This is a genomic window from Nocardioides sp. (assembly GCF_036267815.1).
Taxonomy (GTDB): Bacteria; Actinomycetota; Actinomycetes; order Propionibacteriales; family Nocardioidaceae; genus Nocardioides.
In genome coordinates this window covers 126875-153586 of the sequence record NZ_DATAVI010000039.1, presented here as the reverse complement: position 1 = coordinate 153586, position 26712 = coordinate 126875, and the positions used below count along the sequence as shown (strand labels likewise).

Here is a 26712-nt window from a genome sequence, read left to right as displayed (position 1 = left end):
TGACATGATCGCGTGCACGGGCTGCGGCAGCTCCCAACCGGACGGCGCGAGGTTCTGCGGGCAGTGCGGCACCTCGCTGGCCGCCGGCTGTCGCGCGTGCGGCGAGTCCCTGCCACCCGGCGCCCGCTTCTGCCTCGAGTGCGGCACGCCCACCGGTGCGCGGGCCGCCGCCCGGCCTCCGGGTCCTGACTCGCCGGAGTCTGGCTCTCCGGGGTCTGGCTCCCCGGGGTCTGGGCACCCCGAGCCCCGAGCAACGCCGGTGGCGTCGCGGCGGATCACCAGCGTGCTGTTCGGCGACCTCGTCGGCTTCACCTCCTTGTCGGAGACCCGAGACCAGGAGGACGTCCGCGAGCTGCTGAGCCGCTACTTCGAGGAGTGCGCGACCATCGTCGAGCGCTACGGCGGCGTCGTGGAGAAGTTCATCGGCGATGCCGTGATGGCCGTGTGGGGAGTGCCCACGACCAACGAGGACGACGCCGAGCGGTCGGTGCGCGCCGGGCTGGAGCTGATCACCGCGGTCGCCGCGCTGGGTGCCGAGATCGGCCTGGACGAGCTGGCGATGCGCGTCGGCATCGTCACCGGCGAGGTCGCGGTCACCATCGGGGCGCAGATGCAGGGCATGGTCGCCGGCGACCCGGTCAACACCGCCAGCCGGGTCCAGTCCGCCGCGGCACCCGGCCAGGTCTGGGTCGACGAGACGACCCGCCTGCTCACGGCGGCCGCGATCTCCTACGCCGACGTCGGCTCCCACGCGCTCAAGGGCAAGGCCGAGCCGATGCCGCTGTGGGCGGCGCGTGCCGTGATCGCGACCGCCGGCGGCGCCCAGCGCGCCGACGGGCTGGAGGCGCCCCTGGTCGGGCTCGACCGCGAGCTGCGCATGGTCAAGGAGGCCTACCACCGCTGCGAGGAGTCCGAGCGGGCCGCGCTGCTCGTGGTCGCGGGCGACGCCGGCACCGGGAAGTCGCGCCTCGGCTGGGAGTTCTCCAAGTACACCGACGGCCTGAGCACGCCGTGCCGGTGGCACGCCGGCCGGTGCGTCTCCTACGGCGAGGGCGTGGCCTACTACGCCCTCGCCGAAGCGGTGCGCAGCCGCCTCGAGGCCGGATGCGGGCTGGAGGAGCCGCCGGCCGACATCGAGACCCTCATCGACGTCGGCCTCGCGGCGTACGTCGCTTCCGCCGAGGAGCGCGCCTGGCTGGCCCCGCGGCTCGGTGCGCTGCTGGGCACCTCGGGTGCGGCGAGCTTCCAGCGCGACGACCTCTATGCCGCCTGGACGACGTTCTTCGAGCGCGTCAGCGACGGGTCCGAGGTCGTGGTGATGCTCGTCGACGACGCGCACTACGCCGACGATGGGCTGCTGCGGTTCGTCGAGCATCTGCTCGCCGTCGCGTCGTTCCCCTGCTTCGTCGTGCTGCTCACCCGGCCCGAGCTGCTCGCCGAGCATGCCGAGCTGGTGACCAACCGGCGGAGCACCGTGCTCCACGTCGACCCCCTGACCGACCGGGAGATGGCCGGCCTCGTCGACGGCCTGGTGCAGGGCCTGCCGACCACCGTGCGCGACGAGCTCGTCCGCCGCGCCGAGGGCATCCCGACGTACGCCGTCGAGACCGTCCGAGCTCTCATCGACCGCGACCTTGTCGTTCCGCGGGGCGGTGCCTACGTCCTGGCAGATCCCGACGCGCTGGACTTCGACAGCATCGGGGCCCCGACCTCGCTCCAGGCGTTGATCTCCGCGCGGCTGGACCGCCTCACCTCCGACGAGCGCCTCGTGGTCGACCGGGCGAGCGTCGCCGGCGACTCGGTCGACCCCGGCGTGCTGGCCGAGCTGTGCGCCGACATCGCCGACCTCCACCGGGTCCTCGGCGACCTCGTGCGCGCGCAGATCCTGACCGTCGACCACGACCGGCTGAGCAGCGAGCAGGGCCGCTACCAGTTCGTGCAGACCGCCGTGCGGCAGGTCGCCTACTCCACGTTGTCGCGGCGCGAGCGCAAGCAGGCCCATCTGCGGGTCCTCCAGGCCCAGACGGGTCCCGGCTCCGAGGAGCAGGCCTCGGTCGCCGCCCAGCACGCCGTGGCCGCGATCGAGGCGGCCCCCGACGACCCCGACGTGCCCGACCTGACCGCGCGGGCGATCGCGCTGCTGCGGCAGGCCGCGGCCCGCGCGCGATCCCTCGGCGCGCCCGGCGAGGCGGCCGGTCATCTGCGCCGCGCGATCGAGCTGGCCAGTGACGAGCTCGTGCGACCGGTCCTCGAGCTCGACCTGGCCCGGGCGTGCCACGACGCGGGCCACTACGACGAGGCGCTGGCGCACGCCGGAGCAGCCCGGACGGCGTTCCACGGGCTCGGCGACGGCGACCAGGAGGCGGAGGCCGCCGCGGTCGAGGCCGACGCCGTCGTCCGCGGACCCGCCGACTACGACGCCGCGGTGGCCCTGCTGCGGCCCTACTACGACGAGCTGCGGCAGACCCGCCGGCGGTCGCGGGTCTTCGCCGTCGTCCTGGGCTCCTACCAGCTGGCGATGGTGCGGGCCGGCATCGCCGACATGGATCTGATGGCCGAGGCGCTCGCCGTCGCCGACCTGGTCGGAGACCGCTCGATGGTCGCGCGCGTGCTGGGCAACATGTCGTTCCTGATGGCGCGCGCCGACAACCCGATCCTGGTCGACCTCTTCCTCGAGAAGTCCATCGAGGTCGCCCGCGAGGCTCACGACCCCCTCACGATGGCCGTCGGGTTGACCAACATGTCGACCGGCGTCCTCGGCGCCGACGTCCCGCGGGCGCTGGGGCTGCTCGACGAGGCCGTCGACTCCACCCGCCGGCTCGGCAACGTCGAGTGGATCAGCCTGGCCCACGCCAACCGCACCCTGGCCCATTACCTGATGGGTCGCTGGGACGACGTCGAGGCCGCGCCGGGCTACGAGCTGGTCCAGCCCGACCACGCCGCGCTCGTGGTGGCGATGGCCGCGCTCGTCCGCGCCGCACGGGGACACGACCCGGCTCCCACGCTCGCGGCCAGGGGCGAGCTGCGCCAGCAGACCAGCGACTACTGGCACCTCGCCGACCTGCTCGCGCTGTGGAGCGACCGTGACCCCGCCACGGCGAGGCGGCTCGACGAGGTCCTCGACCTGGCCCAGCGGCTCTACGGCGTGAGCGACGACTTCCACATGACCTACGGCGTGGCCGTCGACATCGCGTTGGCGCTCGACGACCGCGAGCTCATCGGCCGCCTGGAGCAGATCGTCGACCAGGCCAGCACGGTCCCGCAGGAGGGTCTGCGCGGGCATCGCGCGCTGCTCGGTGCCGTGACGGCATCCAGGCTCGGGTCCGACGAGCGCGCGGAGGGGCTCTTCGTCGAGGCGGTCCGGTGCTACGACGCGTGGGGCTCGCCGGTGCACGCTGCCCGCGGCCGCGCGGCGTACGGCGCGTGGCTGGCGGGCAACGGCCGGACCGACGAGGCCGCGCCGATGCTCGACGCCGCTCGGGCGACGTACGCATCGCTGGGTGCCGGCGCCTGGCTCGCCGAGCTCGACGACCGGCTGGGTGGCCGGCCGGTGCGCCAGCCGGTCGGTTCCTGATCGGACGAATTCCCCGTAGTGTCAGCAACCTGACAGACGCCGGCTGCGCCAAGGCACACCATGGAGCTGCACGCAGCTAGGGAGAGGACACTGCGATGACCGAGAACACACCCGAGATCGTGTTCGGCAACGAGACCGACCCCACCGACGTCGAGGGCCACTACCTGCCCCTGGACGACGAGGGCAACGTCGACTTCACCCCCCACCGCAACGACGAGGACGTCGAGGGCCACGTGCTGGACCTCGACATCGAGCGCAAGCGCTGAGGCAACCGCGGCTGGCCCTCTCGGGGGCCCCGCTGATGCTTGGATGGGCAGGTGCCCTCCTCGCTGCCCTCGGGCGACCCGGCGCCCGCTGACGGGGCGCTGCCTCGGAGCGCGCTGGCCGAGCTGGGCAGCAGGTCCTTCGGCGTCTACGTGCATGTGCCCTTCTGCACCGTGCGCTGCGGCTACTGCGACTTCAACACCTACACCGCCGCCGAGCTCGGTGACCAGCCGGGCGCCTCGCGCGCGTCGTACGCCGAGGCCGCGATCAGCGAGATCCGGATGGCGCGCAGGGTGCTCGGCGACCGCGACCTGCCCGTGGACACCGTCTTCTTCGGTGGTGGCACGCCGACGCTCCTGGGCTCCGGCGACCTCGCCGCCGTCCTCGCCGCGGTGGCCGCGGAGTTCGGGCTCGCCCCGGACGCCGAGGTGACGACCGAGGCCAACCCCGACAGCGTCGCGGCCTGGGACCTGGAGGCCCTGCGGGAGGCGGGGTTCACCCGGGTCAGCTTCGGGATGCAGTCGGCGGTCGACCGGGTGCTGCGCACCCTCGACCGGACCCACGACCCGCTGCGGGTGCCCGCGGTCGTGGACTGGTCGCGGGCGGCCGGCTTCGCCCAGGTCAGCCTCGACCTGATCTACGGCACGCCGGGGGAGTCGATGGCCGACTGGGCCACCTCGCTGGAGGTGGCGCTGGGCTGCGAGCCCGACCACCTCTCGGCGTACTCCCTGATCGTCGAGCCCGGCACCGCGCTGGCCCGACGTGTCTCGCGCGGCGAGCTGCCGATGCCCGACGACGACGACCTCGCCGACAAGTACCTCCTGGCCGACCGGCTCCTCTCCGGGGCCGGGCTGGAGTGGTACGAGGTGTCCAACTGGGCCCGGGACCGCTCGGCACGATGTCGCCACAACGAGCTGTACTGGACCGGCAGCCACTGGTGGGGGGTCGGGCCCGGCGCCCACAGTCACGTCGGCGGCGTGCGCTGGTGGAACGTCAAGCACCCCGCGGCGTACGCCGAGCGGATCGCGAGCGGGGTCAGCCCCGCCGCGGCGCGCGAGACGCTGGACCCGGAGTCTCGTCGGGTCGAGCGGGTGCTGCTGGAGATCCGGCTCCGCGACGGGCTCCCGGTCCTCGCGCTCGATGCCCACGGTCGCGGCGCGGTCGCCGACCTGGTGGCCCGCGGCCTCGTCGAGCTGGCCACCGAGCGGCTCGTGCTCACCGCCGAGGGCAGGCTGCTCGCGGACGCGGTCGTCCGCGACCTGCTGCCGTAGACCCCCCTCTCGCCGAACGCTCGAGATTTTACGTTTCCCGGACACCGGGCGTGGTGCCGTCCTAGCCTGACTGAGTCCCTTCTCGCCAGGCCGGAGACCATGACTCAGCCCCTGATCAAGCTGCTGCTCCTCGCGGCGATCGCCCTCGTCGGCCACTACGCCGTGCGGGGCGGTCGGCGTGCGCTGCACCGGGTCGTCTGGCGCGGCTTCGTGGTCGCGGGGCTCGCCGCCGCCGTGGTCGTGGTGCTCTACCCCAACTCCTTGACCTGGGTGGCCAACCGGCTCGGAGTCGGCCGTGGTGCCGACCTGCTGCTCTACATCGTCACCGTCTCGTTCATGTTGATCTCGGTCGTGCTGTTCCGGCGGCTGGCCGACCTCGAGCGCCGCTACGTCGACCTCGCGCGTGCCCAGGCCCTTCAGGACGCCCGGATCTCCGCGGCGGAGGCACCGCTGGTCCGCGAGTCGGAACCGACGCGATGACCCTCGCCACGCCAGGCGCCGGCGCCACCGCGTCGCCGGAGCCGTCCGGAGCCGCGCCGTCGCGCCGTACCCCTGAGGGCCGGATGAGCGTCGCGGTCCGCAGGGGGCTGCTCGCCCTGGTCGCCCTCCTGGTCGCCGAGGCGGCCTGGATCCTGGCGGTGCCGCCGTTCCGTGGCTCCGACGAGGTCGACCACACCTACCGCGCGGCCGGCGTCGCCCGCGGAGAGTGGCACCTGACGCAGGGAGCCGCGCACGGGCGCGGAACCCTGGTGTGGGTCCCCACCGACATCGTCTTGGCGGCCCAGGGGCAGTGCCTGTCGTTGCAGTACATGGGCCACGACAACTGCCACGCCGTGGCCACGCGGGACGGCGAGTCGCAGGTCGCGACCGCGGCGGGTGCCTACGACCCCTTCTTCTACTGGGTCGTGGGGACCGCGGCCAGGCCGTTCCACGGAGCGGCCGCCGACTACGCGATGCGGATCGCGACCGCTCTGATCTGCTCGTGCCTGATGGCCCTGGCGATCGGCGTGCTCAGCGTCGCGGGGACCGGACTGTGGGCCAGCCTGGGGACCGTCGCGGCGCTGATGCCCGAAGCGTTCTTCTCCGGCGCCATCCCGGCCCCGAACGGTCCCGAGCTGGCCTTGGCCTTCCTGCTGTGGGCCTCTCTCCTGGCGGTGGTGCGCGAGGGCGACGTGCGCCGTCGAGGGCGACTGCTCTCCTTGGCGTTCGCGGCCGGGACGCCACTGATGTTCGTCCGCCTGCTCGGGCCGCTGTGGGTGGTGGCCATCGTGCTGACGGTGGTCGCCTTCGGCGGCCTGGGTACGACGCGCCGGATCGTGGCCGCGCACCGCCGGGTCGTCACGCTCGGCGTCATCGCCGTCGGCCTGGGCGCGGTCTGGTGGGAGGCCTGGCAGCGGATCGCCGCCCATGCCACCCCCGGGGCGCCCGACAAGGACGTCGTCCGCTGGGTCCTGGCGTTCAACCTGCCGGTCTTCACGATGCAGATGGTCGGGGCGTTCCCCTACCGCGACATCCCGGCGCCGCTGGGTGTCTACCCGCTGGCGTTCTTCGTGATCTGCCTGATGTTCTTCGCGGCCTGGCGCAAGGGCGCGCCGACCCGTGCGCGCCGTACCCTGCTGTGGGTCGGCGTGGCGTCACTGGTGATCCCGATCGTCATCTCCCTGGTGTTCATGCCCAGCGCCGGCGCCGTGTGGCAGGGGCGCTACGAGCAGCCCTTCGTGATCGGCATCCTGCCGCTGTGCGGACTGATGCTCGACGACGCGGGCTTCGCCCCGCGCGAGGGCCGACGGCTGGTCGGACTCGGCGCGGTGTTCCTGCTCGTCGCGCAGGTCGCCTGCGTCTACCACCTCGAGCAGGACGAGCTGCGTCGTGCGGTCTCGGCCGGCGACTCGTCGTGGGTGCATCCGCCGGCCGTCGTGACGGCTCTGCTGATGGCCGTCGGCTGGGTCGTGGTCTGCCTGCTCCTGCCGCTGCGCCGGCCGGCTCGCGAGGCTATCCCCGAGCCCGGCGCAGTCGGCCTCGAACTCTCCACTTGACCACGCGCAGGGCCCATCGTCCCGGCCAGCGAGCCACCTGGTAGCAGGCGGCGACCGGGCGCGCCATGTAGCGCATCCGGACCTGGTCGGCCTCCTCGGCCGATGCCGTCTCCGACTGCACGGTGATCGAGTCGGGATGCCAGCGGAACGACGCGACCGTACGGGGGAGCGCGAGCAGTCGGCCGCGCCTCCGCAGGCGCAGGAAGAGGTCGAGGTCCATGGAGTAGGTCAACGCCTCGTCCAGACCGCCCGCGGCCTGCACGTCGGGCAGCCGCATGAGCGACCCCGGCTGCGGGACCAGGTTGGGGGCGAAGGCGATGCTGCGGCCTGCCAGGCGGCCCGCGCGGCTGGCGAAGATGACGGTGCCCACGTCGTCGACGTAGTCGCACCACCCGAAGGCCATCGAGGCGCCCGGGTCCGCGTCGAGCGCCGAGGTCGTCGCCGCGAGCGAGCCGGGGCTGAGCAGGTCGTCGTCGCCGAGCCAGCCGACGTACGGCGTGCCGGTCGCGGCCGCGGCGAAGCCGGCGTTGAGGGCCCCGGACATCCCGGATCCCGGATCGGGCAGCAGGCGGGCGCCGAAGCGCTCGGCCAGCGCCTCGACCTCCGGGGAGGGTGGGGCGACCAGCAGCAGGTCCAGGCCCGGCACGTCCTGGGACGTGATCGACTCCAGGCACAGCGTGAGGTGAGCGATCCTGCGGCCGAGCGTCGGCACCACCATCAGCACCCGTGGCGTCATGGTCAGACCGTAGACGCACGCACCGCGGGCCGGCCCGCGCCGCGCCCGGCGCGCCCGGCGCGGCCTGCGGAGGTCACCGGGCGACGCGTGGGACGCTGAGCACCGGCGGGTGTTCGGAGCACATCCGGGACTCACGAGCGGGAGAAGCATGGTGCGGCTGCCCAGGACGACGGGGTCAGCGACACTGCTCCTCGGCGCGGGCTTCGGGCTGGTCGCCGTGTCCGGCGCGGCCATCCTGGCGGCCGGGCCGCGGATCCTCTCCCACGCGACGTTCAGCGGCGTCAGCATCGCCTGGGTCGTGTCGGTGGTCTTCGGCTTCGGCGTCGCCACCCCGACCGAGCAGCTGATCAGCCGGCGCCGGAACGCCGGGGACCATGCGCACGGCCGCAGCCCGGCGTACTGGCTCGCGGTGTCGGCCGTCGTGACGATGGCCGGCGTGGCCGTCGTCGTCGGCGGGACAGGCGCCGGCCACCGCTACCCGCTGCTGGGGTGGTCGATCCTCGCCGTGCTGGGCTGGGCCGTCGTCTCGCCGCGGCGGGGCGAGCTCCTCGGCTGCCAGGCCCTGTCCGCCTACGCCGCCACCATGGTCCTCGAAGGCGTCTGCCGGATCGCCTTGGTCGCGCTCGCGGTGGTGTGGAGAGCGCCGGCCGCGACGATCCTGGGGATCTCGATCGGGCTGCCGATCCTGCTCTCGGCCGGCGCTGCCCACATCCTCCTCGGCCGGCGTGCGGCCTCGCCGGCGTCCGTCGGGGTCGCCCCGGGCTTCGAGCACGTGTCGTTCGTGGCGATCGCGCTGGGCTACCAGATCTCGCTCAACCTCCCGCCGATCGTGCTGTCGTGGAAGGTCTCCGAGCACGACCGCGACTTCGTCGGCGCGTTCGTCGTGGCCAACAGCTGGATGCGGCTGCCGACGATCCTGGTCGGCACCATCACCGTCTCGGCGCTGGTCGAGCTGTCCCGCGTGCTGCCGTCGGGCTCGGTGGCGGCCTTCCGTCGGGTCATGTGGCGCAGCGGCGCCGCCTGTCTCGCCATCGGCGTCGGGGGCGGCCTGGTCTGCCTGGTGACCGCTCATCCGGCGACCTCCCTGCTGTACGGCTCGCGGGTGAGGCTGCCGTCGTACGGGTTCGCGTGCCTGGCCCTGTCGACCGTCCTGGCCATCTTGTGCTCCTGGCTGTCGGTGCCGCTGATGGCTCTGCGGCGTTCGGCGTCCGCGGCCTGGGTCTGGGCGCTGGGCTCGGCGCTGGTGGCGGTGACCCTGGTGGCGCTGCCGCCCGACCGGATCGTCACAGCGGGCCTGGTCCTGCCGCTGATCGCGACCACGGCGTTCCTGTCCGTGGCCGCGATGCGCCGCTTCCGCTCCTGGGCCGAGGAGACCCAGCGCTGACTCCACCCCGGCAGGCCGGGTCGTGGTGCGAAGTTCCCACGCCTGGGCGCCGCCCGGGGGTACGGTTCCGGTGGCCGACCAGGAGGGCTCTTTCGTTGTACGACGTACTCATGCTGGGCAGTTCCGGCCAGTCGCGAGAGACGCTCCAGCTGATGAGGGTGCTCGGCCTGTGCGGGCCCGACTCCCGCGTCGCCTTCGCCGACGAGACGAGCGAGGCGGCCCTCCTCGACGAGGTCCGGAGCGGTGCCGCGGTCGGGGCCGTCGCCCTCGGCATCGGGCATCCCGAGGCGCGGCTGCGGGTGTGGCGCACGTGGCACGAGGTGGTCACGGCGGGCTGGCCGGCACTGGTCCACCCCGCGGCGGTGATCGGAGACACGACACGGGTGGGGGAGGGCGCGATGGTGGCGGCCGGGGTGGTCACCACGTGCGACGTCGAGCTCGGGCCCGCGTGCCTGCTCAACACCAACGTCGCGGTCGGCCACGACGTGGTCGTCGGCGAGGCCGCCGTCGTCAACCCCGGGGCCACCCTCGGCGGCGGTGCCGTGATCGGTGCCGGCGCGCTGGTCGGCAGCGGTGCCAACGTCCGGGAGGGGCGTCGGGTGGGTGCCGGAGCCGTGGTCGGCTCGGGCGCTGTGGTCACCAAGGACGTCGCCGACGGCGAGGTGGTCGTCGGGGTCCCCGCGAGGGTGATGAGCCGATGACGAGCCCGCAGGCCGACGGCGTCCCGGTCTCGATGCCGGACCTCGGTCCGGAGGAGGCCGACAACGTCGCGGACGCCGTCCGGTCGACCTGGATCTCGTCCGCGGGGCAGTACCTCGACACCTTCGAGCGCGAGTTCGGGCGACTCTGCGAGACCGAGCACGTCGTCCCGGTGTCGAACGGCACGGTGGCTCTCCACCTGGTGCTCGAGGCCCTCGGTGTCGGCGCGGGCGACGAGGTGATCGTGCCGTCGATGACCTACATCGCCACGGCCAACGCCGTGTCGTACTGCGGGGCGACACCGGTCTTCGTCGACATCTCCGCCGACACGTGGGGCATCGACCCGGGCGCCGTCGAGGCCGCGATCACGCCCCGCACGGTCGCGGTGATCGCGGTGCACCTCTACGGTCATCCCGCCGACATGGACCCGCTGCGGGCGCTCGCCGACCAGCACGGGCTGGCCCTGGTCGAGGACGCCGCGGAGGCGCCGTTCGCGGAGTACAAGGGGCGTCGCGCCGGGTCGCTCGGCGATGTCGCCACCTTCTCCTTCTACGGCAACAAGGTCGTCACCAGCGGCGAGGGCGGCGCGGTCACCACGAACGACGCGGCGCTGGCGGCCAGGATGCGCCTGCTCCGCGGCCAGGGCATGGACCCCGAGCGCCGGTACTGGTTCCCCGTGATCGGCTACAACTACCGACTCACCAACGTCGCGGCCGCCCTGCTGTGCGGCCAGCTCTCGCGGGTCGACGAGATGCTGGCGCGGCGCCGTGCGCTCTACGCGACGTACGACGAGCACTTCCGCGACGTGCCGGGCTTGACGCTCCAGCCGGTCGCCGACTGGGCCGTGACGACGCCCTGGCTCTACGGCCTCCTCCTCGACGACGCCGAGACTCGTGACCGGGTCGCCGGGCGGCTCACCGCGCAGGGCATCGACACCCGCCCGTTCTTCGTGCCGATCCACACGCTGCCGCCCTACCGGGGTCGCTGCGCCTCCGAGCTGCCGGTCACGGCTCGCCTGGGTGACTGCGGGCTGAGCCTGCCCACCTCGAGCGCGTTCGCCCCGGACGTCGCGGCCCGGGTCGCCAGCGCCGTGCTCCGCGGGTTGCCGGCCTAGCGGGCCCGCCCATGCTGCACATCGCGATCGACGCGCGGCTGCCCGAAGGGCTGGCCGGTGGCGTCTCCCAGGTGGTGATCGGCCTCGCGCAGGGGTATGCCGAGCACCCCCACGTCAAGCGGACCTGGGTGGTCTATCCCGGCCACGAACGCTGGCTCGGCCCGTGGCTGCCCGAGAACGACGACGTGGTCGTGCACTCCAGTCTGGTCGAGCGCGTCGGGATGCGCGTCGCGCGGCGCGCTCCGACCTTGGTCAGCCGACTTCGCCCGCACGTGGAGCGGGTGACCCGGGCCTCCGACGACAGGGCGCTGGCGCACTGGGACGCCTTCCTCGCAGACCTCGGTGCGGACGTCGCGCACCTGCCCTTCCAGGACGGCTTCGTGACCAGCCTCCCGAGCGTCTACCAGCCCCACGACCTCCAGCACCACTACCTGCCGGAGCTGTTCACGCAGGCGCAGCTGCGACATCGCGAGGTCGACTGGCGTGCGCGGGCCGAGCGCGCCAGCCAGATCTCGGTGGGCACCCGGGCGGTCAAGGCGGACGTGGAGAGCTTCTGGGACATCGCGGGCGACAAGATCCATGTCGTACCCCTCGCGCCGGTGGCGCTGCCGTCCTCCTCGGCGCCGCTGCCCCGTGACCGCGACCCCCTGGTGCTGTACCCGGCGGCGTTCTGGCCGCACAAGGACCACGTGACCCTGGTGCGCGCGGTCGGCCGCCTCCGGCAGGGCGGGTCTCGGGTGCGGCTGGTGCTTCCGGGGGCGCACATCGGCGAGTACCCGGCGATCCGCAAGGCTGTCGAGGATGCGGGGCTCGCGCCCTCCGAGACCATCCCGGGGTACGTCACCGCCCAGGAGCTGGGGGCTCTCTACGAGCGTGCCTGGGTCGTCGCGGTCCCGTCGTTGTTCGAGTCCGCGAGCTTCCCGGTATGGGAAGGGTTCAGGCAGGGCAAGCCGGCCGTGGTCGCCCGTACGACGAGCCTGCCCGACCAGGTCGGAGCCGGGGGCCTGGTGGTCGAGCAGCGCGACGTCGAGGGCTTCGCGAGGGCGATCGAGACTCTCGTTTCCGACGACGAGCTCGCGGAGCGCATGGGCGAGGCCGGGCGGCACCAGGTGCAGGCACTGAGCTGGCGGCGTACATCCCTGGCCACGGCCGCCCTCTGCCGGCTGGCGGCCGGAGACCTCCCGCGCGACGACGAGGCCGAGGCGCTCGGCGGTCCCTGACGACGCGCGAGGGCGGCTCAGTCGACGCCGACGGAGAACGCCGACTCGAGGTCGTGCCGGGAGTAGGCGCGGAACGCGATGTGGGTCTCGGTCGACTGGACGCCGGGGACCTTGTTCAGCCGGTCGGCCACGACGTTGGCCACGTCGTCGTGGGCGCGCACCCGGACCAGCGCGATGAGGTCGATCTGGCCGGTGACCGAGTACACCTCGCTGACGCCGTCGAGGTCGGCGATCGCCTCGGCCACCTCGGGGATCTGCGCGACGTCGGCCTTCACGAAGACGATGGCGGTGATCATGCCCGCACCCTAGTGCGCGGGGTCAGCGGGTGGGGCGGGAGGCGAGCGGCAGGTCGCGGCGCTCGTCGAACGGCACGAGGTCAAGACGGGACTGGTTGACCGCGTCGTGCAGGGCGAGGTGGCGCGTCGCACCCCCGACCGGACAGGTCCACTCGCCGTCCACCTCGACCAGCCGCAGCCCGGGCGCCTCGAGCCAGCGCAGGATCTTCTCGGTCTCCTCCGCGGTCGCGGCGGGCGCCGGCCCCGGCCCGCCCCGCACGGACTCGCCGCTGGCCACGAGCTCGGCCACGAACTGGTGCGCGTCGGCGCCCGGTGGGATCACGCCCGCTGCTGCGAGCCGGCCGTGGCGCACGACATGGACGGCCCACCGAGCCCGGAGCGTCCCCGAGGCAGGGGACTCCGTCTCCCGTCGCGCGGCGACCAGCTGGGGGATCCGGGTCAGCGCGGTGAGGCGCTGGGTCCGCGATGCGGCACGGACGAACGCCGCAAGCCGGTCGCGGTGGACCCCCGCCTCCTCGAACCGCTCGCCCTCGGCCAGCGCGCTCATCCGGCTCGTGATCAGCTCGACGACGTCGTCGGGTCGCCGCAGCAGGTTGTCGCGGAGCTGCCGCACCACCGCGGCGTACGTCGTCTCGTCGACGCTTCCGTCGCACGGCGACAGGCAGCGCCCCATCTCGGCCAGGACGCAGGCGGTCCCCGACGGGCTGCGGCTGATGCGCTGCGAGCACTGCCGGAGCGGGAAGGTCTCGTGGAGGGCGGCCAGGCACTTCTCCGCGGTCTTCTTGCTGGCGAACGGCCCGACGTAGTCGGCTCCGTCGTCACTGACCCGGCGCACCAGCGACAGGCGCGGCCAGGGCTCGCGGGTGAGCTTGAGGTAGGTCACCCGCTCGGGGAAGCGCGAACGCCGGTTGTACTTCGGCTTGTGCTCGGCGATCAGGCGCAGCTCACGCACCTCGGCCTCGAGTGCGGTGGCGCACTCGATGCCCGAGACCGAGGTCGCGATGGTCACCATCTCGCCGATCCGCGAGCGTGTCTCCGAGGCGGTGAAGTAGGAGCGGACCCGGGTCCGTAGGTCGCGGGACGTGCCGACGTACAGCACGCGGGCCTGCTCGTCTCGGAAGAGGTAGACGCCGGGGGCGTGGGGGAGCCCCTCGGCGAGATGGCGCTTGCGTCGCTGGGCGGTGGAGACCTTGGCGCTGAAGGTCGCCAGCTCCTCCAGGGTGTGCACCCCGAGACCGCCGAGCCGCTCCATCAAGCCGTGCAGCACGTCGACGGTGGCCCGGGCGTCGGACAGCGCCCGGTGGTTGGGCGTGGTCGAGGCGTTGAAGGCCCGGGCCAGCGAGGAGAGCTTGCAGTTGGGCGCGTCGTCGCGGGTGATCACGCGTCGGGCGATCTTGGCTGTGTCGAGCACCTCGAAGGTCGGCCAGGCGATGCCCTGGTGGGCGGCGAACCACTGGAGGAACCCGATGTCGAACGGCGCGTTGTGGGCCACCAGCACCGAGCCGGCGGCGAACTCCAGGAACGCCGGGAGCACCGACTCGATCGACGGCGCCTCGCCGACCATCGAGTTGGTGATGCCGGTCAGGACCGCGATGAAGGGTGGGATCTGGGTGTGCGGGTTGACCAGGGTCTGGAACTCGCCGAGCAGCTCACCGCCGCGCACCCGGACCGCCCCGATCTCGGTGATCATCGAGCCGGCCTCCGCGGAGCCGCCGGTGGTCTCGAGGTCGACCACGCAGAACGTGAGGTCGCGCAGCGGCCGCCCGAGCTCGTCGAAGGAGCGCTGCTCCTCCCAGCGGGACTGCCACCGTGACTGCCACCGCGACGAGCGCGCCACGGCGCCGCCCCCGGGCCCGGGCGGGCTGGACAGCGGTGCGGTGCTCACGTCAACGACGCTAGGGCGGCGCACCGACACCCAGGACCGGGACACGCGGAACATCGCCGCACGGCCACCCCACCCCTGAGCTGTTGAGTTGGCCCTCCCGGCCCGTTGAGTTGGCCCTCCGGGCCGGGAGGGCCAACTCAACGAGCTCAGGGGTTGCCGGTGGGGGGTGTCCGCCGGGATCAGACCTCCCTTCCGGTGCGGACCGTCCGGGGCGGGGCGGGGCGGGGAGGGGAGACTGTCGGTGGGTGCTGCAAGGGTCGTCGGCATGACGACGAGAATCGACTGCGACACCTGCCTGGTGCGGGGCCAGGCCTGCCACGACTGCGTGGTGACCGTGCTGCTCGGCCCGCCGCCCGAGCTGACCCTGGCCGACGACGCCTGTCGGGCGCTGGACCTGCTGGCGGCCGGGGGTCTGGTGCCTCCGCTGCGTCTGGTGACCCCGGTCGACTCGCCGGCGATCGAGTCCGCGTGACGCCCCGCTTTGACAGTGTGGTGACAGCGGGAAGAGAGTGTCTGGTGGGGCGAATGTGACCTCTGTGACAGTGATCCGTCTCAGGTCACGAAATTGTCACGACAGGCCTGGTTGAAAGTTTTGCGGTCTTCCGTGGGTGTGGTTAGGGTGACCGCTCAGATGCCCGTGCCGATGGACCAGTCCGGTGTCCATGCGGGTGTCGCGCCGAGTCATCAGCGTGACTGCTTGGGGTCGCGACGAAGAGCCGGGGAACCAACCCACCTGGGGTGAATCGCCGCCGAGGCGTCCGTGGCCGAGAGTCCGCGGACGAGGAGGCGGTGTAGGGCCTGTCGTGCCCGAACCCGTCAGCTCACCCGGTAGGCGTACGACACAGCAAGGGAGTTCTTCCGCTCGTGCTCAACGGCCGGAGAAGCCTCGTCACGCTCATTGCCAGCGCCGCCATCGTCACCTCCGTGGGGATGATTCCCACCGGTAGCGCGCAGGCCAAGCCCACCGTCCAGGACGTCCAGCACCGCGTGGACCGCCTGTACCGGGCGGCCGAGCAGGCGTCGGAGCGCTACAACCAGATCCACGTCCAGCTCACCCAGATGCGCGGTGACGTCTCCGCGCTGCGGGCCGACCAGGCCCGTCAGCAGAAGCAGACGGAGCAGGCTCGCCAAGTGGTCGCCAACTCGATCGTGCGGCAGTACGAGGGCGACTCGCTGTCGGCCGTCGGCCAGGCGGTGGTCTCGAGCAACCCGAAGGCGTTCGTCTCGCAGCTGACCACCATGTCGGCGTTCAACTCCATGCAGGCGGGGCAGTACTCCTCCTACCTCACCCAGGCCAAGGCGCTGAGCCTGAGGCAGCAGGCGACCCGGACCCAGCTGGCCAAGGTGGCCCAGCTCGAGCAGCAGGCGGCCCAGGACAAGGCGACGATCGACAAGAACCTCGCCTCCGCCAAGTCCCTGCTCGGCAAGCTGAAGGCCGCCGAGCAGCAGCGACTGCTCGACGCCTCCCGCGGGACCCCCCGCATCCCGGCCAACATCCCGGCTTCCGGGCGTGCCGCGATCGCCATCCACTACGCGATGGCCCAGATCGGCAAGGCGTATGTGTACGGCGCCTCCGGCCCCAGCGCCTACGACTGCTCGGGCCTGACCATGCGCGCCTGGGGTGCGGCCGGCGTCGGCCTGGCCCACTCCTCGAGCGCGCAGTTCGGCGAGGGCACCCACATCTCCGCCAGCCAGCTCCAGCCGGGCGACCTCGTCTTCTACTACCACCCGATCAGCCACGTCGGCATGTACATCGGCAACGGGATGATCGTGAACGCCGAGAACCCCTCGGCCGGCATCCGCGTCACCGGCCTGTACTCCATGCCGTACGCCGGCGCCGTCCGTCCTGGCTGAGCCGGCGCCCTCGGCTCGACCACCGGCGCGTCGAACGGCCGACCGCCCCCGCTGGTGGGTGGTCGGCCTTTCGCTGTTCCTGGTCCTCGTCATCGGCCTGACGGTCTGGCTGACCCAGCACGAAGCGACCTACCACGCACCCCTCGACCGCCGTCCGCCGCCGCACGCGGACCCCACGGCCGCGGCCCGCCTGCTGACGCGCCTCCAATCGGCGGTGCGGCACCGCGAGGTCACGGCGGGCGGCACGCTCGGCAGCTCGGACTCGGCGGTCGCCGTCCTGCGCGGGGTGGTGCGCAACGCCGGCGCACTGCACGTCGCGGACTTCTCGCTGCGCTACGTCGACGAGGCCGGAGCCGTATCCCCCTCGGGTGCCTGGGCCGCGGACGTCGCCACGACGTGGCGGTTCGCCGGGTTCGACCGGCGCACCGAGCGGCTGGAGGTCCACGTGCGCTTCGCGCCGGACGGCAGCCATCTGGGGATCGCCGGGATCGGCGGGGGAGACCGGCGCTCGCCGTTGTGGCTGTCCGGATCCCTTCAGGTCCGACGCTCCGCGCGCAGCCTGGTGCTGGTGGCCGGCTCGGCAGCGCGGGCTGACCGCTTCGCGGCGCTGGCACGACGCGCGGTGCCCCAGGTACGTCGGGTGCTGCCTGCCTGGCGCGGTGGCCTGGTCGTGGAGGTACCGGCCTCGCAGGACGGCCTCGACGCCGCGCTGGACGCCCACCGCGGCGACTATGCCGGGATCGCGGCGGTCACCACGACGGTGGACGGGTCGCGGTCGCGGGCGTCGCCGAGCCATGTGTTCGTCAACCCCGAGGTCTTCGATCCGCTCGAGCCGCGCGGGGCGCAGGTCGTGATCACCCACGAGACGACCCACGTCGCCACCGACGCGGCCACCAGCACCGCACCCACGTGGCTGGTCGAGGGGTTCGCCGACTACGTCGCCCTGAGCGCCCAGCGGCTTCCCCTCTCGACCAGCGCCTCGCGGATCATCGCGCTCGTCGGTCGGGACGGCGTCCCGCGCGGACTGCCGACGCAGGCGGAGTTCGCCCCGGGGTCGCCGCATCTGGAGGCGCGCTACGAGAGCGCCTGGCTCGCCTGCCGGCTCCTCGCCGCCGACGGCGGCGTGAATGCGCTGGTGAGGTTCTACCGCGCCATGGACGCCGGTGGAAGCCTCGGACCCGAGCTCGTCCGGTCGTTCGGCTTCGGGCCGGCCACCTTCGTCCGGCAGTGGCGCGGGGTCCTGCAACACTTGCCGGCGTGAGCGAACGCCGCTGGGCCATGGTCACGTTCCTGGTGGCCGGAGCGGCTTTCGTCGCTGTTGCCGCCTGGCGCATCCCGTGGCACCCCGTCCCGGGCGGCACGCCATCCGCGGTCGCGGGGTCCGAGGTGTTCACCCCGACCCAGATCGCCCGCGCCAACGCCTACAGCGACCCGGCCCGCCACCTGGGCTGGGCCGCCCTGGCCGTCTCCCTCGCGGTGTCGTCGGTGCTCGGTCTCACGCCGCTCGGTGCTCGCCTCGCCGGCCATCTTCGGGGCTGGTGGTGGGTGCGGGTGCTCACCGCGGTCGCCGCCCTGGCCGTGGTCGGCCAGCTGGTCGTCACGCCGTTCGCCGTCGTGGGGCACCACCGGTCGCTCGAGTTCGGTCTCAGCGACGAGGCGTGGGGTCCCTGGACGGTCGACCTGCTGAAAGGCCTGGTCTACACGGTGGTGGTCTCGGGCCTGCTGCTCGTCGTCCTGGTCGGGTGCGCGCGTCGTTGGCCGCGCGCCTGGCCGGCCGTGGCCGGGACCCTGCTGGGCGTGCTGGTGATGGCGGGGTCGTTCGTCTACCCGATCCTCGTGGAGCCCGCCTTCAACCACTTCACGCCGCTGCCCGACGGGCCCCTGCGCAGCCAGATCCTGCACCTGGCCGACGTCGAGCATGTCCACCTCGACGACGTGCTCGTGGCCGACGCCTCTCGTCGTACGACGACGCTGAACGCCTACGTGTCGGGGTTCGGCAGCACGCGGCGCGTCGTGCTCTACGACACCGTGCTGCGCGACCTCCCGCGCGACCAGATCCTCGCGATCGTCGCCCACGAGCTCGGGCACGCGCACCACGATGACGTGCTGACCGGCTCGATCCTGGCTGCGCTCGGCACCACGCTGGGCATCGGCCTGCTCGCACTCGCCGTCGAGGTCCTGCGACGCCGGCCAGGGGGGATGCGCGACCCGTCGGTGGTGCCGCTCGTGCTCGCCCTCGCCGCGATCGGGACGCTGCTCTCGAGCCCGGTCGAGAACGGCCTGTCGCGCCGGATCGAGACCAGGGCCGACGTGGCCTCGCTGGAGGCGACCCGCAACCCCGACGCGTTCATCCGGATGCAGCGCCAGCTCGATCTGCACTCCCTGAGCGACGACCCCCCGGCCTGGTCGGAGTTCTGGTTCGGCTCCCACCCCACCACGCTTCAGCGGATCGCGATCGCCCAGCAGCTCGGCCGCCGGATGGGCCTCCCACCTCGCGGCGCCACTCCTCCCACCTCGCGGAAATGACAGAGGCCGCGGATCCCCCATGGACCCGCGGCCGTCGGCCGTACCCGAGAAGTCAGCAGCTGCCGCCGGCCTTGGCTTGGCTGTTGAAGGAATGGCAGGTGTTGCTGAACAGGCTGCTCACCTGAACGCCGAAGGCGTACACGCAGAGCACGATGATCCCGGCGATGCCGGCGATCAGCAGCCCGTACTCAACGGCAGATGCGCCACGCTCGCTCATCCGCGCGATGCGCGCGTCGAGGATGATGCGCAGGTAGTCGAGCATGGTGGTCGCTCCTCTGAGGGTGACGGCGACGTGGGTAGGGCGTTCGACTCAAGTCTCCCGCGTTCGGATAGGGCGCCGGATCCAGCGTTCGCATGGTTCGGCGTGACCCAGTTGGACTAGACCGCGTGGGCGTCGGCGACGACTCGCGCGGTCCGGTCGGACATGCGAATGGCCGCGGACCAGGGGTCCGCGGCCATTCGACGAAGCCGCTTTCAGCAGCTGTTGGTCGCGCCGTTGGCAACGCTCTTGCAGGTGTTCTGGAACACCTTGCTGAGCAGACCACCGAAGGCGAACACGACGACCACGATCAGGGCCGCGATGCCCGCGATGAGCAGACCGTACTCAACGGCAGACGCGCCACGCTCGTCCATCTTGGCGAGGCGGGCGTCCAGCATGATGCGGAGGTAGTCCAGCATTGTCGTTCTCCTATGTGATGACGTTTGGCATTGTTGAGAGCCGAGAAGGCCGGAGGCCTCCGAACCCAAGGATTCCCCATCGGGGCCGATCGCGGACCGGAAATCCGGTTCGAGACGTCTAGTCAATCCGGACCATTCCGCCCACTGCTGTAGGGGGAGATCCGAAAATCCTCTGACACGCGGCCGCAGATGTGCTGCGTGCGAACGGCGCCTAGACCGGCCGCTGGATCGCCGAGAGCAGGCCGATCCGCATGGCGGTGACCAGGGCCTGGGCGCGGTTCTGCGCGCCGAGCTTCTGGTAGATGCGGGCGATGTGCGACTTGACCGTGGACTCGCTCATGTAGAGCTGCTGGCCGATCGCGGCGGCGTTCGCGCCGTCGGCCAGCAGCAGCAGCACGTCGTGCTCTCGGGTGGACAGCCTGGTCGACTCCGCGCTCATCCGGCGCACCATCGCGCCCGCGAGGCCGGTGCACAGGAAGGAGCGTGGGGAGACCGCCGCGTGGCGGGCCGCGCGCACGACCTCGGTGGACGGAGCGTCCTTGCCGACGAACGCCGACGCCCCGGCCTCCATGGCCGCGAAGATCTGGTCGTCACCGGAGTGCATCGTGACGACCACGAGCCCGATCTTCTCGTCGGTCTGGCGCACCTGCCGGATGATGTCGAGACCGGTGCCGTCCTGGAGCTGGAGGTCGGTGACGATCACGTCCAGCGGGTCGGTCGCGTAGACCTTCATCGCTTCGGCAACCGTGCCGACCGACCCGACCACCTCGGTGCTCTCCTCGCGGGCGAAGGCGCCCACCAGGCCCTCGCGGACCAGCTCGTGGTCGTCGACGATGAGCACACGCACGTGGGTGGTGTCGGTAGTCGTCATGGCTCCTCCGAAGTCATGTGAGCAATGTGTCGGCTGACACGGCCGGCTCCGTGGAGGACACGCCGTCGAGGCGGACCGACACCACGGTGCCGGAGGGACGGTTGTCGGAGACGTGCAGCTCGCCGGCGATGAGACCGGCCCGCTCGCGCATGATCTCCAGGCCGTGGGAGTCGTCGCGACCGGGCCCGAGACCGTCGCCGTTGTCGGCGACCACGACCTCGGCGTACGGCGGGGCGACCGAGCACCCGACGTTGATCGCGCTCGCGCCCGAGTGCCGTACGGCGTTGGTCATCGCCTCCTGGGCGATCCGGAGCAGCTCGCTCTCCACCTCGGGGCGCAGGCGCGTCGTCTGCTCGTCGAGGGTCACGTGGATCGGGATGCCGCTGCTGGCGCTGAGGTGACGGGCGAGCGAGCCGATCGCGGTGCCCAGCGAGTCGTTCTCGCCGATCTCGGTGCGCAGCGTCTGCACCGAGCGACGCACCTCGCCCACGACCATCGTCAACCGCTCGCGCAGGAGCGTGAGCTGGCGTTCCTTGGTCGGGTCGTCGCGCTCCTGCTCGACCAGGTTGTCGACGAAGTAGCCGAGCGAGGCCAGCTCCTGGGCGACCCCGTCGTGCATCTCGCGCGCGAGCCGACGGCGCTCCTCCACAGTGGCCGAGTCGCGGAACGCCAGGAACAGCACGGCCGTGTCGAGGCGCACGGTGGCCGGGCTGAGCCGCCGGTCGAGTGCGGACAGCCGTCGCGGCAGGTCCATCACCTGAGGGTCGAGGCCCGGAGCCAGGACGCCCGAGACGACCGCGGCGACGCCGTTGCCGCCGTTCAGCGGGAAGGCGAAGCTGTGGCCGACGACCCGGACGTTCCCGGTCAGCAGGGAGTACTGCGCCAGCTCCTCGCTGATGACGAGGTCCGGGCTCGACAGCCCGGTGTCGCCGACCAGGGGAGTGAGCACCTCGCCGCGCGGGATGTGCACGGTCAGTGCCGTGACCGGGAGCTCGTCGCGCACGGCGCTGGCGATCTGTCCGCCCAGCGCGACGGAGTCGAGTCCCGAGCTGAGGCGTCCCGACAGGGTGATCAGCTCGCGAATGAGCGCCTGGGCGTCGCGGTAGGCGCGCTGCGGGTCGTTGACCTGCAAGAAGGTGTGCCGCAGGAACGACGCGATCAGCCCCAGGCCGAGACCGGTCACCGCCCAGGTGAAGGCACTGGTGCCCTGGTCCTGGGTCAGCGGTCCGTCGGTGAGGCTGATGACGACGTACGTCGTGAGCTCGGCCGAGAGCGCCAGGGAGACGCCCCGGGCTCCACGACTGAGCCCGCCGGTGAAGGGTGGCACGGCGAGCGCACCGAGCACCGCGGTCGTCGAGTGCGACGACAGGCCGGTCACCGACCCCACCAGGGCCGCGTCCATGATCAGCAGCATCGTCAGCGGAAGCCCCAGCAGCTCGCCGGCAGTCACGGCGGCCCAGATCGCGCCCGTGGCGAGCAGCGCGAGCAGGAGCAGCTGGTTGTGCTTGAGGATGAGCGGCATCGCCAGGCTGAGGAGGGCGAACGTGCGCGCTCCCACCGCCAGCCACGTGTGCTGGCGCCCCAAGCCGCTTCGGATCATGGACCTGCCGTCATTTTCGCGAGAAGTTGTCCATGATGTGGATGACGGCCGGGCCCATGACCGCGATGAACAGCGTGGGCAGGATGCAGAAGATCAGCGGGACCGTGATCTTGACCGGCACCTTCTGAGCCTGCTCCTCCGCGCGCTGGCGGCGCTTGGTCCGGATCTCCTGGGACTGGATGCGCAGCACGTTGGCGATCGGGATGCCGAAGCTGTCGGCCTGGACCATCGAGGTCACGAAGCTCTTGACGTCGTCGACCTCGGTGCGCTCGGCGAGGCCACGCAGCGCCTGGGCGCGTCCCTGGCCGATCTGCATCTCGCGCAGCACGCGGGAGAACTCGTCGGCCAGCGGCCCCTCGGTGTTGCGGGCCACCTGCTGGACCGCCGCGTCGAAGGCGAGGCCGGACTCGACGCTGATGGTCATCAGGTCGATGGCGTCGGGAAGGTCGCGCTGCATCCGCTTCGAGCGGTCGTAGACCTTCTGGTACAGGTAGAGGTTCGGGCCGAACCAGCCGATCGCGGTGACGACCAGCACGGCGACCACGCGGACGGTGAGGCCGAGCCCCATCACGCCCGTCAGCGCCAGCGAGATCAAGAACAGCGTGACCGCGCCGATCACCTTCCCGGCCTGAACGCGCTCGACCGTCCATCCCGTCGGGTTGCCGGCGACGTCGAGCCGACGCCGGATCCGCTCGGGCGCGTCGGCACCGGAGAATCGCTTGGCCAGCTTGGACGCCCGCTGCTGGAGCGGCGCCATGATCCGGTCGGCGAACGACTCGTCGAACTCCTTGGTCATGGCCTGGGGCGCGTTGCTCAACGCCTGGACCAGCGCCACGGAGCGGTCGACGCCGGTCGCCGTGTGGCCGCCCGCCGTCGTGCCCGCGGCCGCGGAGGCCAGCACGATGGCGAGCAGCACCAGCGCCGCACCCATGATCAGCAGCAGAGTCATCTCACACCTCGACCTTGACCAGGCGGGACATCCAGAAGACGCCCACCGACAACCAGAATGCACCAGCGCACAGCATCAGGATGCCAAGGGGGCGCTGGAAGAGCACGATCACGTAGGCGTGGTTGGCCACCATGAGGTACAGCAGGAAGCCGGGTGGCAGCCCCCCGAGCACCATGGCCGACAGCTTGCCCTCGGCGGCCAGGGCGGCGACCTGACGACGGATGTACTCACGCTCGCGCATCGTGCTGGACACCGTGGCCAACAGCTCGGCGAGGTTGCCGCCCACCTGGCGCTGGATGTTGATCGCCATCACGACCCAGGCGAAGTCCTTGCTCTGGAAGCGGTCGGCGATGCCTTGGAGCGCCGTCTCGAGCGAGAGGCCCAGCCGGGTCTCGACCAGGACCTTGCGGAACTCGCCGGCCACCGGCTCGGTGCCGTCGCGCACGATCGTGTCGACCGACTGGGCCAGCGACAGACCCGCCGCCAGCGATCCCGCCATCAGCTGGAGCGTGTCGGGCAGCAGACGCTCGAACTTCTTCTTCCGGCGTGACCGGCGGAAGCCGAGGTAGAACCACGGTCCGATGACGCCGAGGATCATGAACAGCACCCCGAAGATGAGGTTGCCGCCACCGATCACGAGCCCGATCAGCGAGATGCCGATGAACAGGGCGGCGTGCATCAGCAGCCACTCCGCAGGACGCCAGCTGCTGCCCGATCCCTCCAGGCGTGCGGCGATCCTGGCCTCCAGTGAGCGGTTGCGCTTCAGCATGCTCGCCGCGGCCGACTTGGCCGACGCGAGGGCCGACTCCTCGGGCCGCGACTTGGGCGAGTCGTACGGCGTGAGTGCGCTCTGTCCGCCGCCGCCGCTCGCGCGTGCGGCGTACTGCACGACCCGCTCCTCGGTCGTCAGCGTGCGCTGACGCGGGATCGCCAGGACCAGCAGGACGAGGAGGGCGACGCCGAGCGCCGCCACCCCGCCGTACATGGTCCAGGCAGGTGGGTCGATGGCCAGGGGGATGAGTGCGTTCACGGGGTCACCGCAGTCCGTCCATCGCGAACAGCATCGGGTCGACGCGCACGTTGGAGTGCTCCATCTTGTCCAGGAACTTCGGGCGCAGACCGGTCGACCGCAAGAAGCCCTTGGCCTTGCCGTCGTCGTCGAAGCCCGCGTCGTGGTCGTAGACGAAGATGTCCTGGAGGGTGATGATGTCGCCCTCCATGCGCTCCACCTCGGTGAGGTGGGTGATCTTGCGCGAGCCGTCCTTGAAGCGGGTCTGGTGCACGATCAGGTCGACCGCCGAGGCCACCTGCTCACGGATCGCGCGGATCGGGAGATCCATTCCCGCCATCAGCACCATCGTCTCCATGCGGGCCAGCGTGTCGCGGGGGCCGTTGGAGTGGAGGGTACAGATCGAGCCGTCGTGACCGGTGTTCATCGCCTGGAGCATGTCGAGCGCGGATGCGTCCCGGACCTCACCGACGATGATGCGGTCGGGGCGCATGCGCAGACTGTTCTTGACCAGGTCGCGGATCGTGACCTGGCCACGGCCCTCGATGTTGGCCGGGCGCGACTCGAGCCTGACCACGTGGTCCTGCTTGAGCTGGAGCTCCGCGGCGTCCTCGATCGTGACGATGCGCTCGTCCTCGGGGATGAACGACGAGAGCACGTTCAACGTGGTCGTCTTGCCGGCGCCGGTGCTGCCGGAGACGATGATGTTGAGCCGGCCGCGTACGCAGGCCTCGAGGAAGCCCGACGAGCGCGTGCTGAGGGAGCCGAAGGCGATCAGGTCGTCGACGGTCAGCGGGTCGGCGGCGAACTTCCGGATCGTCAGCGACGAGCCGTCGACCGCGAGCGGCGGGACGACTGCGTTGACACGGCTGCCGTCAGGCAGACGCGCGTCGACCATCGGGCTCGACTCGTCGACGCGTCGTCCGATGCGGGACACGATCTTGTCGATGGTCCGACGGACGTGCGCCTCGTCGCTGAACTGCGCGTTGGCCTTGAGGAGCTTGCCGTCCTTCTCCAGCCAGACGCTGTCGAAGCCGTTGACCATGACCTCGGAGACGTCGTCGTCGCGCAGGAACGGCTCGATCGGGCCGTAGCCGAGGATGTCGTCGCTGATCTCCTGGGTGAGCCGGTTGCGGTCGGCGTTGCTGATCGGCCGCTCCTGGGAGCTCATCAGCTGGGTCAGGACGACGCGGACGCGCTTGTCCAGGTCGGCCTGGTCCAAATTCGCGTCGTAGAGCTGGGGACCCAGCTGCTTGAGCAGCTCGGCGTGCACGTCCTGCTTGAGCTCCTCCAGGCGCTCGTGCTCGGCGCCACGTCGGGCGCCGGCACGAGTCGGCGTCGTCGGGACCGTCCGCGGACGTGGTCCGGCCTCGCTGTCACCGCCGGAGCCGCCGGAGCCGCTGGAGCCGCCGGCGGACTGGCGCGGCGGCGGCGCGGCCGACGTGGGCTCGTCCTCCGGACCACGCGGGGTCGGAGGAGGCGGCGGGGCGGCGCCGGACTCACTCTGCTTGCGGGCCGCGGCAAGTCGTTCGGCGAGACTGCTCACGATGTCACCTCTTGATCCGGAAGAGCTTGGCGAACCGGTCGTTGTCCGAGTCCGGCCGCCGGCCGTTCTCGGAGCCCTTCGAGCTGCTGACCGGCTCGCCGGCCAGGAGCGTCGACAGGCTGCGGAACGCCGTGCTGGACGGGTGCTGCGGGCTGGCGGCGATGATCGGCGTGCCGGCGTTGGTGGCGGCGGCGATGTCGATCGAGGTCGAGATCTGCGACGCGACGTTCATGCCGAGGATGGTCTCGACCTTCTCGGCACCGATGCCCACGGCGTCGTCGGCGCGGTTGAGCAGCAGGTAGCGGTGGCCGCCGCCGATGTTGAGCATCTCCAGCGTGTCCAGGGCCACCTTGACGTTCTTCAGGGTCGGGACGTCGAGAGTGGCCACGATGATGCACTCGTCGGTCTCGTCCAGCGCGGTCAGCGTCTGCTCGTCGAAGGCCGGCGCGGTGTCGACGACGACGTAGTCGAACATCGTGCGCAGCGTGCGCAGCACCTTGGAGACGAGCAGCGGCGTGATCCGCTCGCGTACGTCGGGATGGCTGGGCGCCGCGAGCACCTTCAGCGAGTCCTGATAGCGGGTCAGCAGCGAGTTGAGCATGGGCGCGTCCAGGTCCTCCTCGGACCCGATGGCGTGCTCGATCGTGTGCGACGGGAACAGCTGGAGCGTGATCGCGACATCGCCGAAGGCGAGGTCGTAGTCGACCAGGCACACCTGGCGCGCACCCTTGTCCGTCAGCGCCAGCGCCAGGTTGACCGCCACCGTGGTCTTCCCGACCCCACCCTTGGGGGAGAAGACCGAGATGACGTGGCCGTTGTGCTTGGACGCGTCGGGCCCGCGCAGCGCCTGCGAGAACTGGTGGGCGCGGGAGACCGCGCCCGCGACGAGATGCAGGTCGTCCATGGCCACGACCTCACGCGCGCCGGCCTGCATGGCGCGGGCGAGCAGCGCGGTGTCGAGCGCGGGGCGCACGAACACCACGCTGGTCGCCGGCCGTGAGACGCGGATGGACTCGCACACCGTCACGCCGTCGCCGAACGAGATGTTCGGCCCCAGCACCACGACGTACTCCTCGGGGTGCTGGGCGAGCCACGGCAGCAGGCGCTCGGTGTTGTCCACCGACTGGCAGCCGGGTGGGAGCGCGCCGAGCAGCCGGCGTGCGGTGGTGCTGTCAGGGTCGACGATGACGGGCATCCGCG

At 71.8% G+C, this 26712-nt stretch carries 24 protein-coding genes, 1 pseudogene and 1 riboswitch; of the genes and pseudogenes, 14 read left to right on the top strand and 11 right to left on the bottom strand.

What is annotated here, in order from left to right; all coding sequences use genetic code 11:
• Nucleotides 1–4: 4 nt before the first annotated feature.
• The 6 genes and pseudogenes from VHW64_RS20285 to VHW64_RS08425 all read left to right on the top strand — a co-directional run.
• A pseudogene (locus VHW64_RS20285) lies at nt 5–133 on the top strand (double zinc ribbon domain-containing protein); the annotation flags it as partial.
• Between the two features lie 126 nt (nt 134–259).
• Entirely contained in the window at nt 260–3574 is a 3315-nt protein-coding gene (locus VHW64_RS08445) for an adenylate/guanylate cyclase domain-containing protein (RefSeq protein ID WP_329650084.1), read from the top strand.
• 95 nt (nt 3575–3669) lie between these two features.
• Nucleotides 3670–3840: a hypothetical protein gene (locus VHW64_RS08440; RefSeq protein WP_329650083.1), complete on the top strand. Its 171-nt coding sequence runs from the start codon at nt 3670–3672 to the stop codon at nt 3838–3840.
• A gap of 51 nt (nt 3841–3891) precedes the next feature.
• Entirely contained in the window at nt 3892–5109 is a 1218-nt protein-coding gene (hemW, locus tag VHW64_RS08435) for a radical SAM family heme chaperone HemW (protein WP_329650082.1), read from the top strand.
• Nucleotides 5110–5208: 99 nt separating this feature from the next.
• Nucleotides 5209–5589, top strand: coding sequence for a DUF2304 domain-containing protein (locus VHW64_RS08430; protein ID WP_329650081.1), 381 nt, complete (start codon nt 5209–5211; stop codon nt 5587–5589).
• Nucleotides 5586–7145: a DUF2142 domain-containing protein gene (locus tag VHW64_RS08425; protein ID WP_329650080.1), complete on the top strand. Its 1560-nt coding sequence runs from the start codon at nt 5586–5588 to the stop codon at nt 7143–7145. The genes VHW64_RS08430 and VHW64_RS08425 overlap by 4 nt, the downstream gene beginning before the upstream one ends.
• Here VHW64_RS08425 and VHW64_RS08420 read toward each other — a convergent pair.
• Nucleotides 7102–7881, bottom strand: coding sequence for a glycosyltransferase family 2 protein (locus VHW64_RS08420; RefSeq protein ID WP_329650079.1), 780 nt, complete (start codon nt 7879–7881; stop codon nt 7102–7104). The two genes, VHW64_RS08425 and VHW64_RS08420, sit on opposite strands and share 44 nt — an antisense overlap.
• A gap of 148 nt (nt 7882–8029) precedes the next feature.
• Here VHW64_RS08420 and VHW64_RS08415 point away from each other — a divergent pair, with 148 nt between their 5' ends.
• The 4 genes from VHW64_RS08415 (at nt 8030) to VHW64_RS08400 (ending at nt 12298) form a co-directional block, all read left to right on the top strand.
• Complete coding sequence (locus VHW64_RS08415) at nt 8030–9265, top strand: hypothetical protein (protein WP_329650078.1); 1236 nt, start codon at nt 8030–8032, stop codon at nt 9263–9265.
• A 110-nt stretch (nt 9266–9375) separates the two neighbouring features.
• Nucleotides 9376–9966 (top strand): hypothetical protein, encoded by a 591-nt coding sequence (locus tag VHW64_RS08410; RefSeq protein ID WP_329650077.1) that lies wholly within the window; start codon nt 9376–9378, stop codon nt 9964–9966.
• Complete coding sequence (locus VHW64_RS08405) at nt 9963–11078, top strand: DegT/DnrJ/EryC1/StrS family aminotransferase (RefSeq protein WP_329650076.1); 1116 nt, start codon at nt 9963–9965, stop codon at nt 11076–11078. The genes VHW64_RS08410 and VHW64_RS08405 overlap by 4 nt, the downstream gene beginning before the upstream one ends.
• An 11-nt stretch (nt 11079–11089) precedes the next feature.
• Nucleotides 11090–12298: a glycosyltransferase family 1 protein gene (locus VHW64_RS08400; RefSeq protein ID WP_329650075.1), complete on the top strand. Its 1209-nt coding sequence runs from the start codon at nt 11090–11092 to the stop codon at nt 12296–12298.
• Between the two features lie 17 nt (nt 12299–12315).
• Here VHW64_RS08400 and VHW64_RS08395 read toward each other — a convergent pair whose 3' ends face one another.
• Complete coding sequence (locus VHW64_RS08395) at nt 12316–12594, bottom strand: Lrp/AsnC ligand binding domain-containing protein (RefSeq protein ID WP_329650074.1); 279 nt, start codon at nt 12592–12594, stop codon at nt 12316–12318.
• A 22-nt stretch (nt 12595–12616) separates the two neighbouring features.
• Nucleotides 12617–14431 (bottom strand): DEDD exonuclease domain-containing protein, encoded by a 1815-nt coding sequence (locus tag VHW64_RS08390; protein WP_329650187.1) that lies wholly within the window; start codon nt 14429–14431, stop codon nt 12617–12619.
• 313 nt (nt 14432–14744) lie between these two features.
• On the opposite strand from VHW64_RS08390, the gene VHW64_RS08385 reads away from it, so the two are divergent.
• The 4 genes from VHW64_RS08385 (at nt 14745) to VHW64_RS08370 (ending at nt 18859) form a co-directional block, all read left to right on the top strand.
• Nucleotides 14745–14951 (top strand): hypothetical protein, encoded by a 207-nt coding sequence (locus VHW64_RS08385; RefSeq protein ID WP_329650073.1) that lies wholly within the window; start codon nt 14745–14747, stop codon nt 14949–14951.
• 212 nt (nt 14952–15163) lie between these two features.
• Nucleotides 15164–15329: riboswitch (cyclic di-AMP (ydaO/yuaA leader) on the top strand.
• 80 nt (nt 15330–15409) lie between these two features.
• Nucleotides 15410–16333, top strand: coding sequence for a C40 family peptidase (locus VHW64_RS08380; protein WP_329650186.1), 924 nt, complete (start codon nt 15410–15412; stop codon nt 16331–16333).
• Nucleotides 16334–16391: 58 nt separating this feature from the next.
• Nucleotides 16392–17594 (top strand): hypothetical protein, encoded by a 1203-nt coding sequence (locus VHW64_RS08375; RefSeq protein WP_329650072.1) that lies wholly within the window; start codon nt 16392–16394, stop codon nt 17592–17594.
• Nucleotides 17591–18859, top strand: a complete 1269-nt coding sequence (locus VHW64_RS08370; protein ID WP_329650071.1) for a M48 family metallopeptidase — start codon at nt 17591–17593, stop codon at nt 18857–18859. Before VHW64_RS08375 ends, VHW64_RS08370 begins: the two co-directional genes overlap by 4 nt.
• A gap of 52 nt (nt 18860–18911) precedes the next feature.
• Here VHW64_RS08370 and VHW64_RS08365 read toward each other — a convergent pair whose 3' ends face one another.
• From VHW64_RS08365 to VHW64_RS08330, 8 genes are all read right to left on the bottom strand, one after another.
• Entirely contained in the window at nt 18912–19121 is a 210-nt protein-coding gene (locus VHW64_RS08365) for a Flp family type IVb pilin (RefSeq protein WP_329650070.1), read from the bottom strand.
• Nucleotides 19122–19333: 212 nt separating this feature from the next.
• The gene (locus VHW64_RS08360; RefSeq protein ID WP_329650069.1) at nt 19334–19537 is read right to left on the bottom strand and encodes a Flp family type IVb pilin; all 204 of its coding nucleotides are present in this window, start codon (nt 19535–19537) and stop codon (nt 19334–19336) included.
• Nucleotides 19538–19748: 211 nt separating this feature from the next.
• Nucleotides 19749–20408, bottom strand: a complete 660-nt coding sequence (locus tag VHW64_RS08355; RefSeq protein ID WP_329650068.1) for a response regulator transcription factor — start codon at nt 20406–20408, stop codon at nt 19749–19751.
• A 13-nt stretch (nt 20409–20421) separates the two neighbouring features.
• Nucleotides 20422–22008 (bottom strand): sensor histidine kinase, encoded by a 1587-nt coding sequence (locus tag VHW64_RS08350; protein WP_329650067.1) that lies wholly within the window; start codon nt 22006–22008, stop codon nt 20422–20424.
• Between the two features lie 10 nt (nt 22009–22018).
• Nucleotides 22019–22957 carry a type II secretion system F family protein gene (locus tag VHW64_RS08345; RefSeq protein WP_329650066.1) on the bottom strand — a complete coding sequence of 313 codons (939 nt, stop codon included), beginning with the start codon at nt 22955–22957 and terminating at the stop codon, nt 22019–22021.
• Between the two features lies 1 nt (nt 22958).
• Entirely contained in the window at nt 22959–23987 is a 1029-nt protein-coding gene (locus VHW64_RS08340; RefSeq protein ID WP_329650065.1) for a type II secretion system F family protein, read from the bottom strand.
• A gap of 4 nt (nt 23988–23991) precedes the next feature.
• Nucleotides 23992–25512, bottom strand: a complete 1521-nt coding sequence (locus VHW64_RS08335) for a CpaF family protein (protein WP_329650064.1) — start codon at nt 25510–25512, stop codon at nt 23992–23994.
• A gap of 4 nt (nt 25513–25516) precedes the next feature.
• Nucleotides 25517–26707: an AAA family ATPase gene (locus VHW64_RS08330; protein ID WP_329650063.1), complete on the bottom strand. Its 1191-nt coding sequence runs from the start codon at nt 26705–26707 to the stop codon at nt 25517–25519.
• Nucleotides 26708–26712 lie beyond the last annotated feature (5 nt).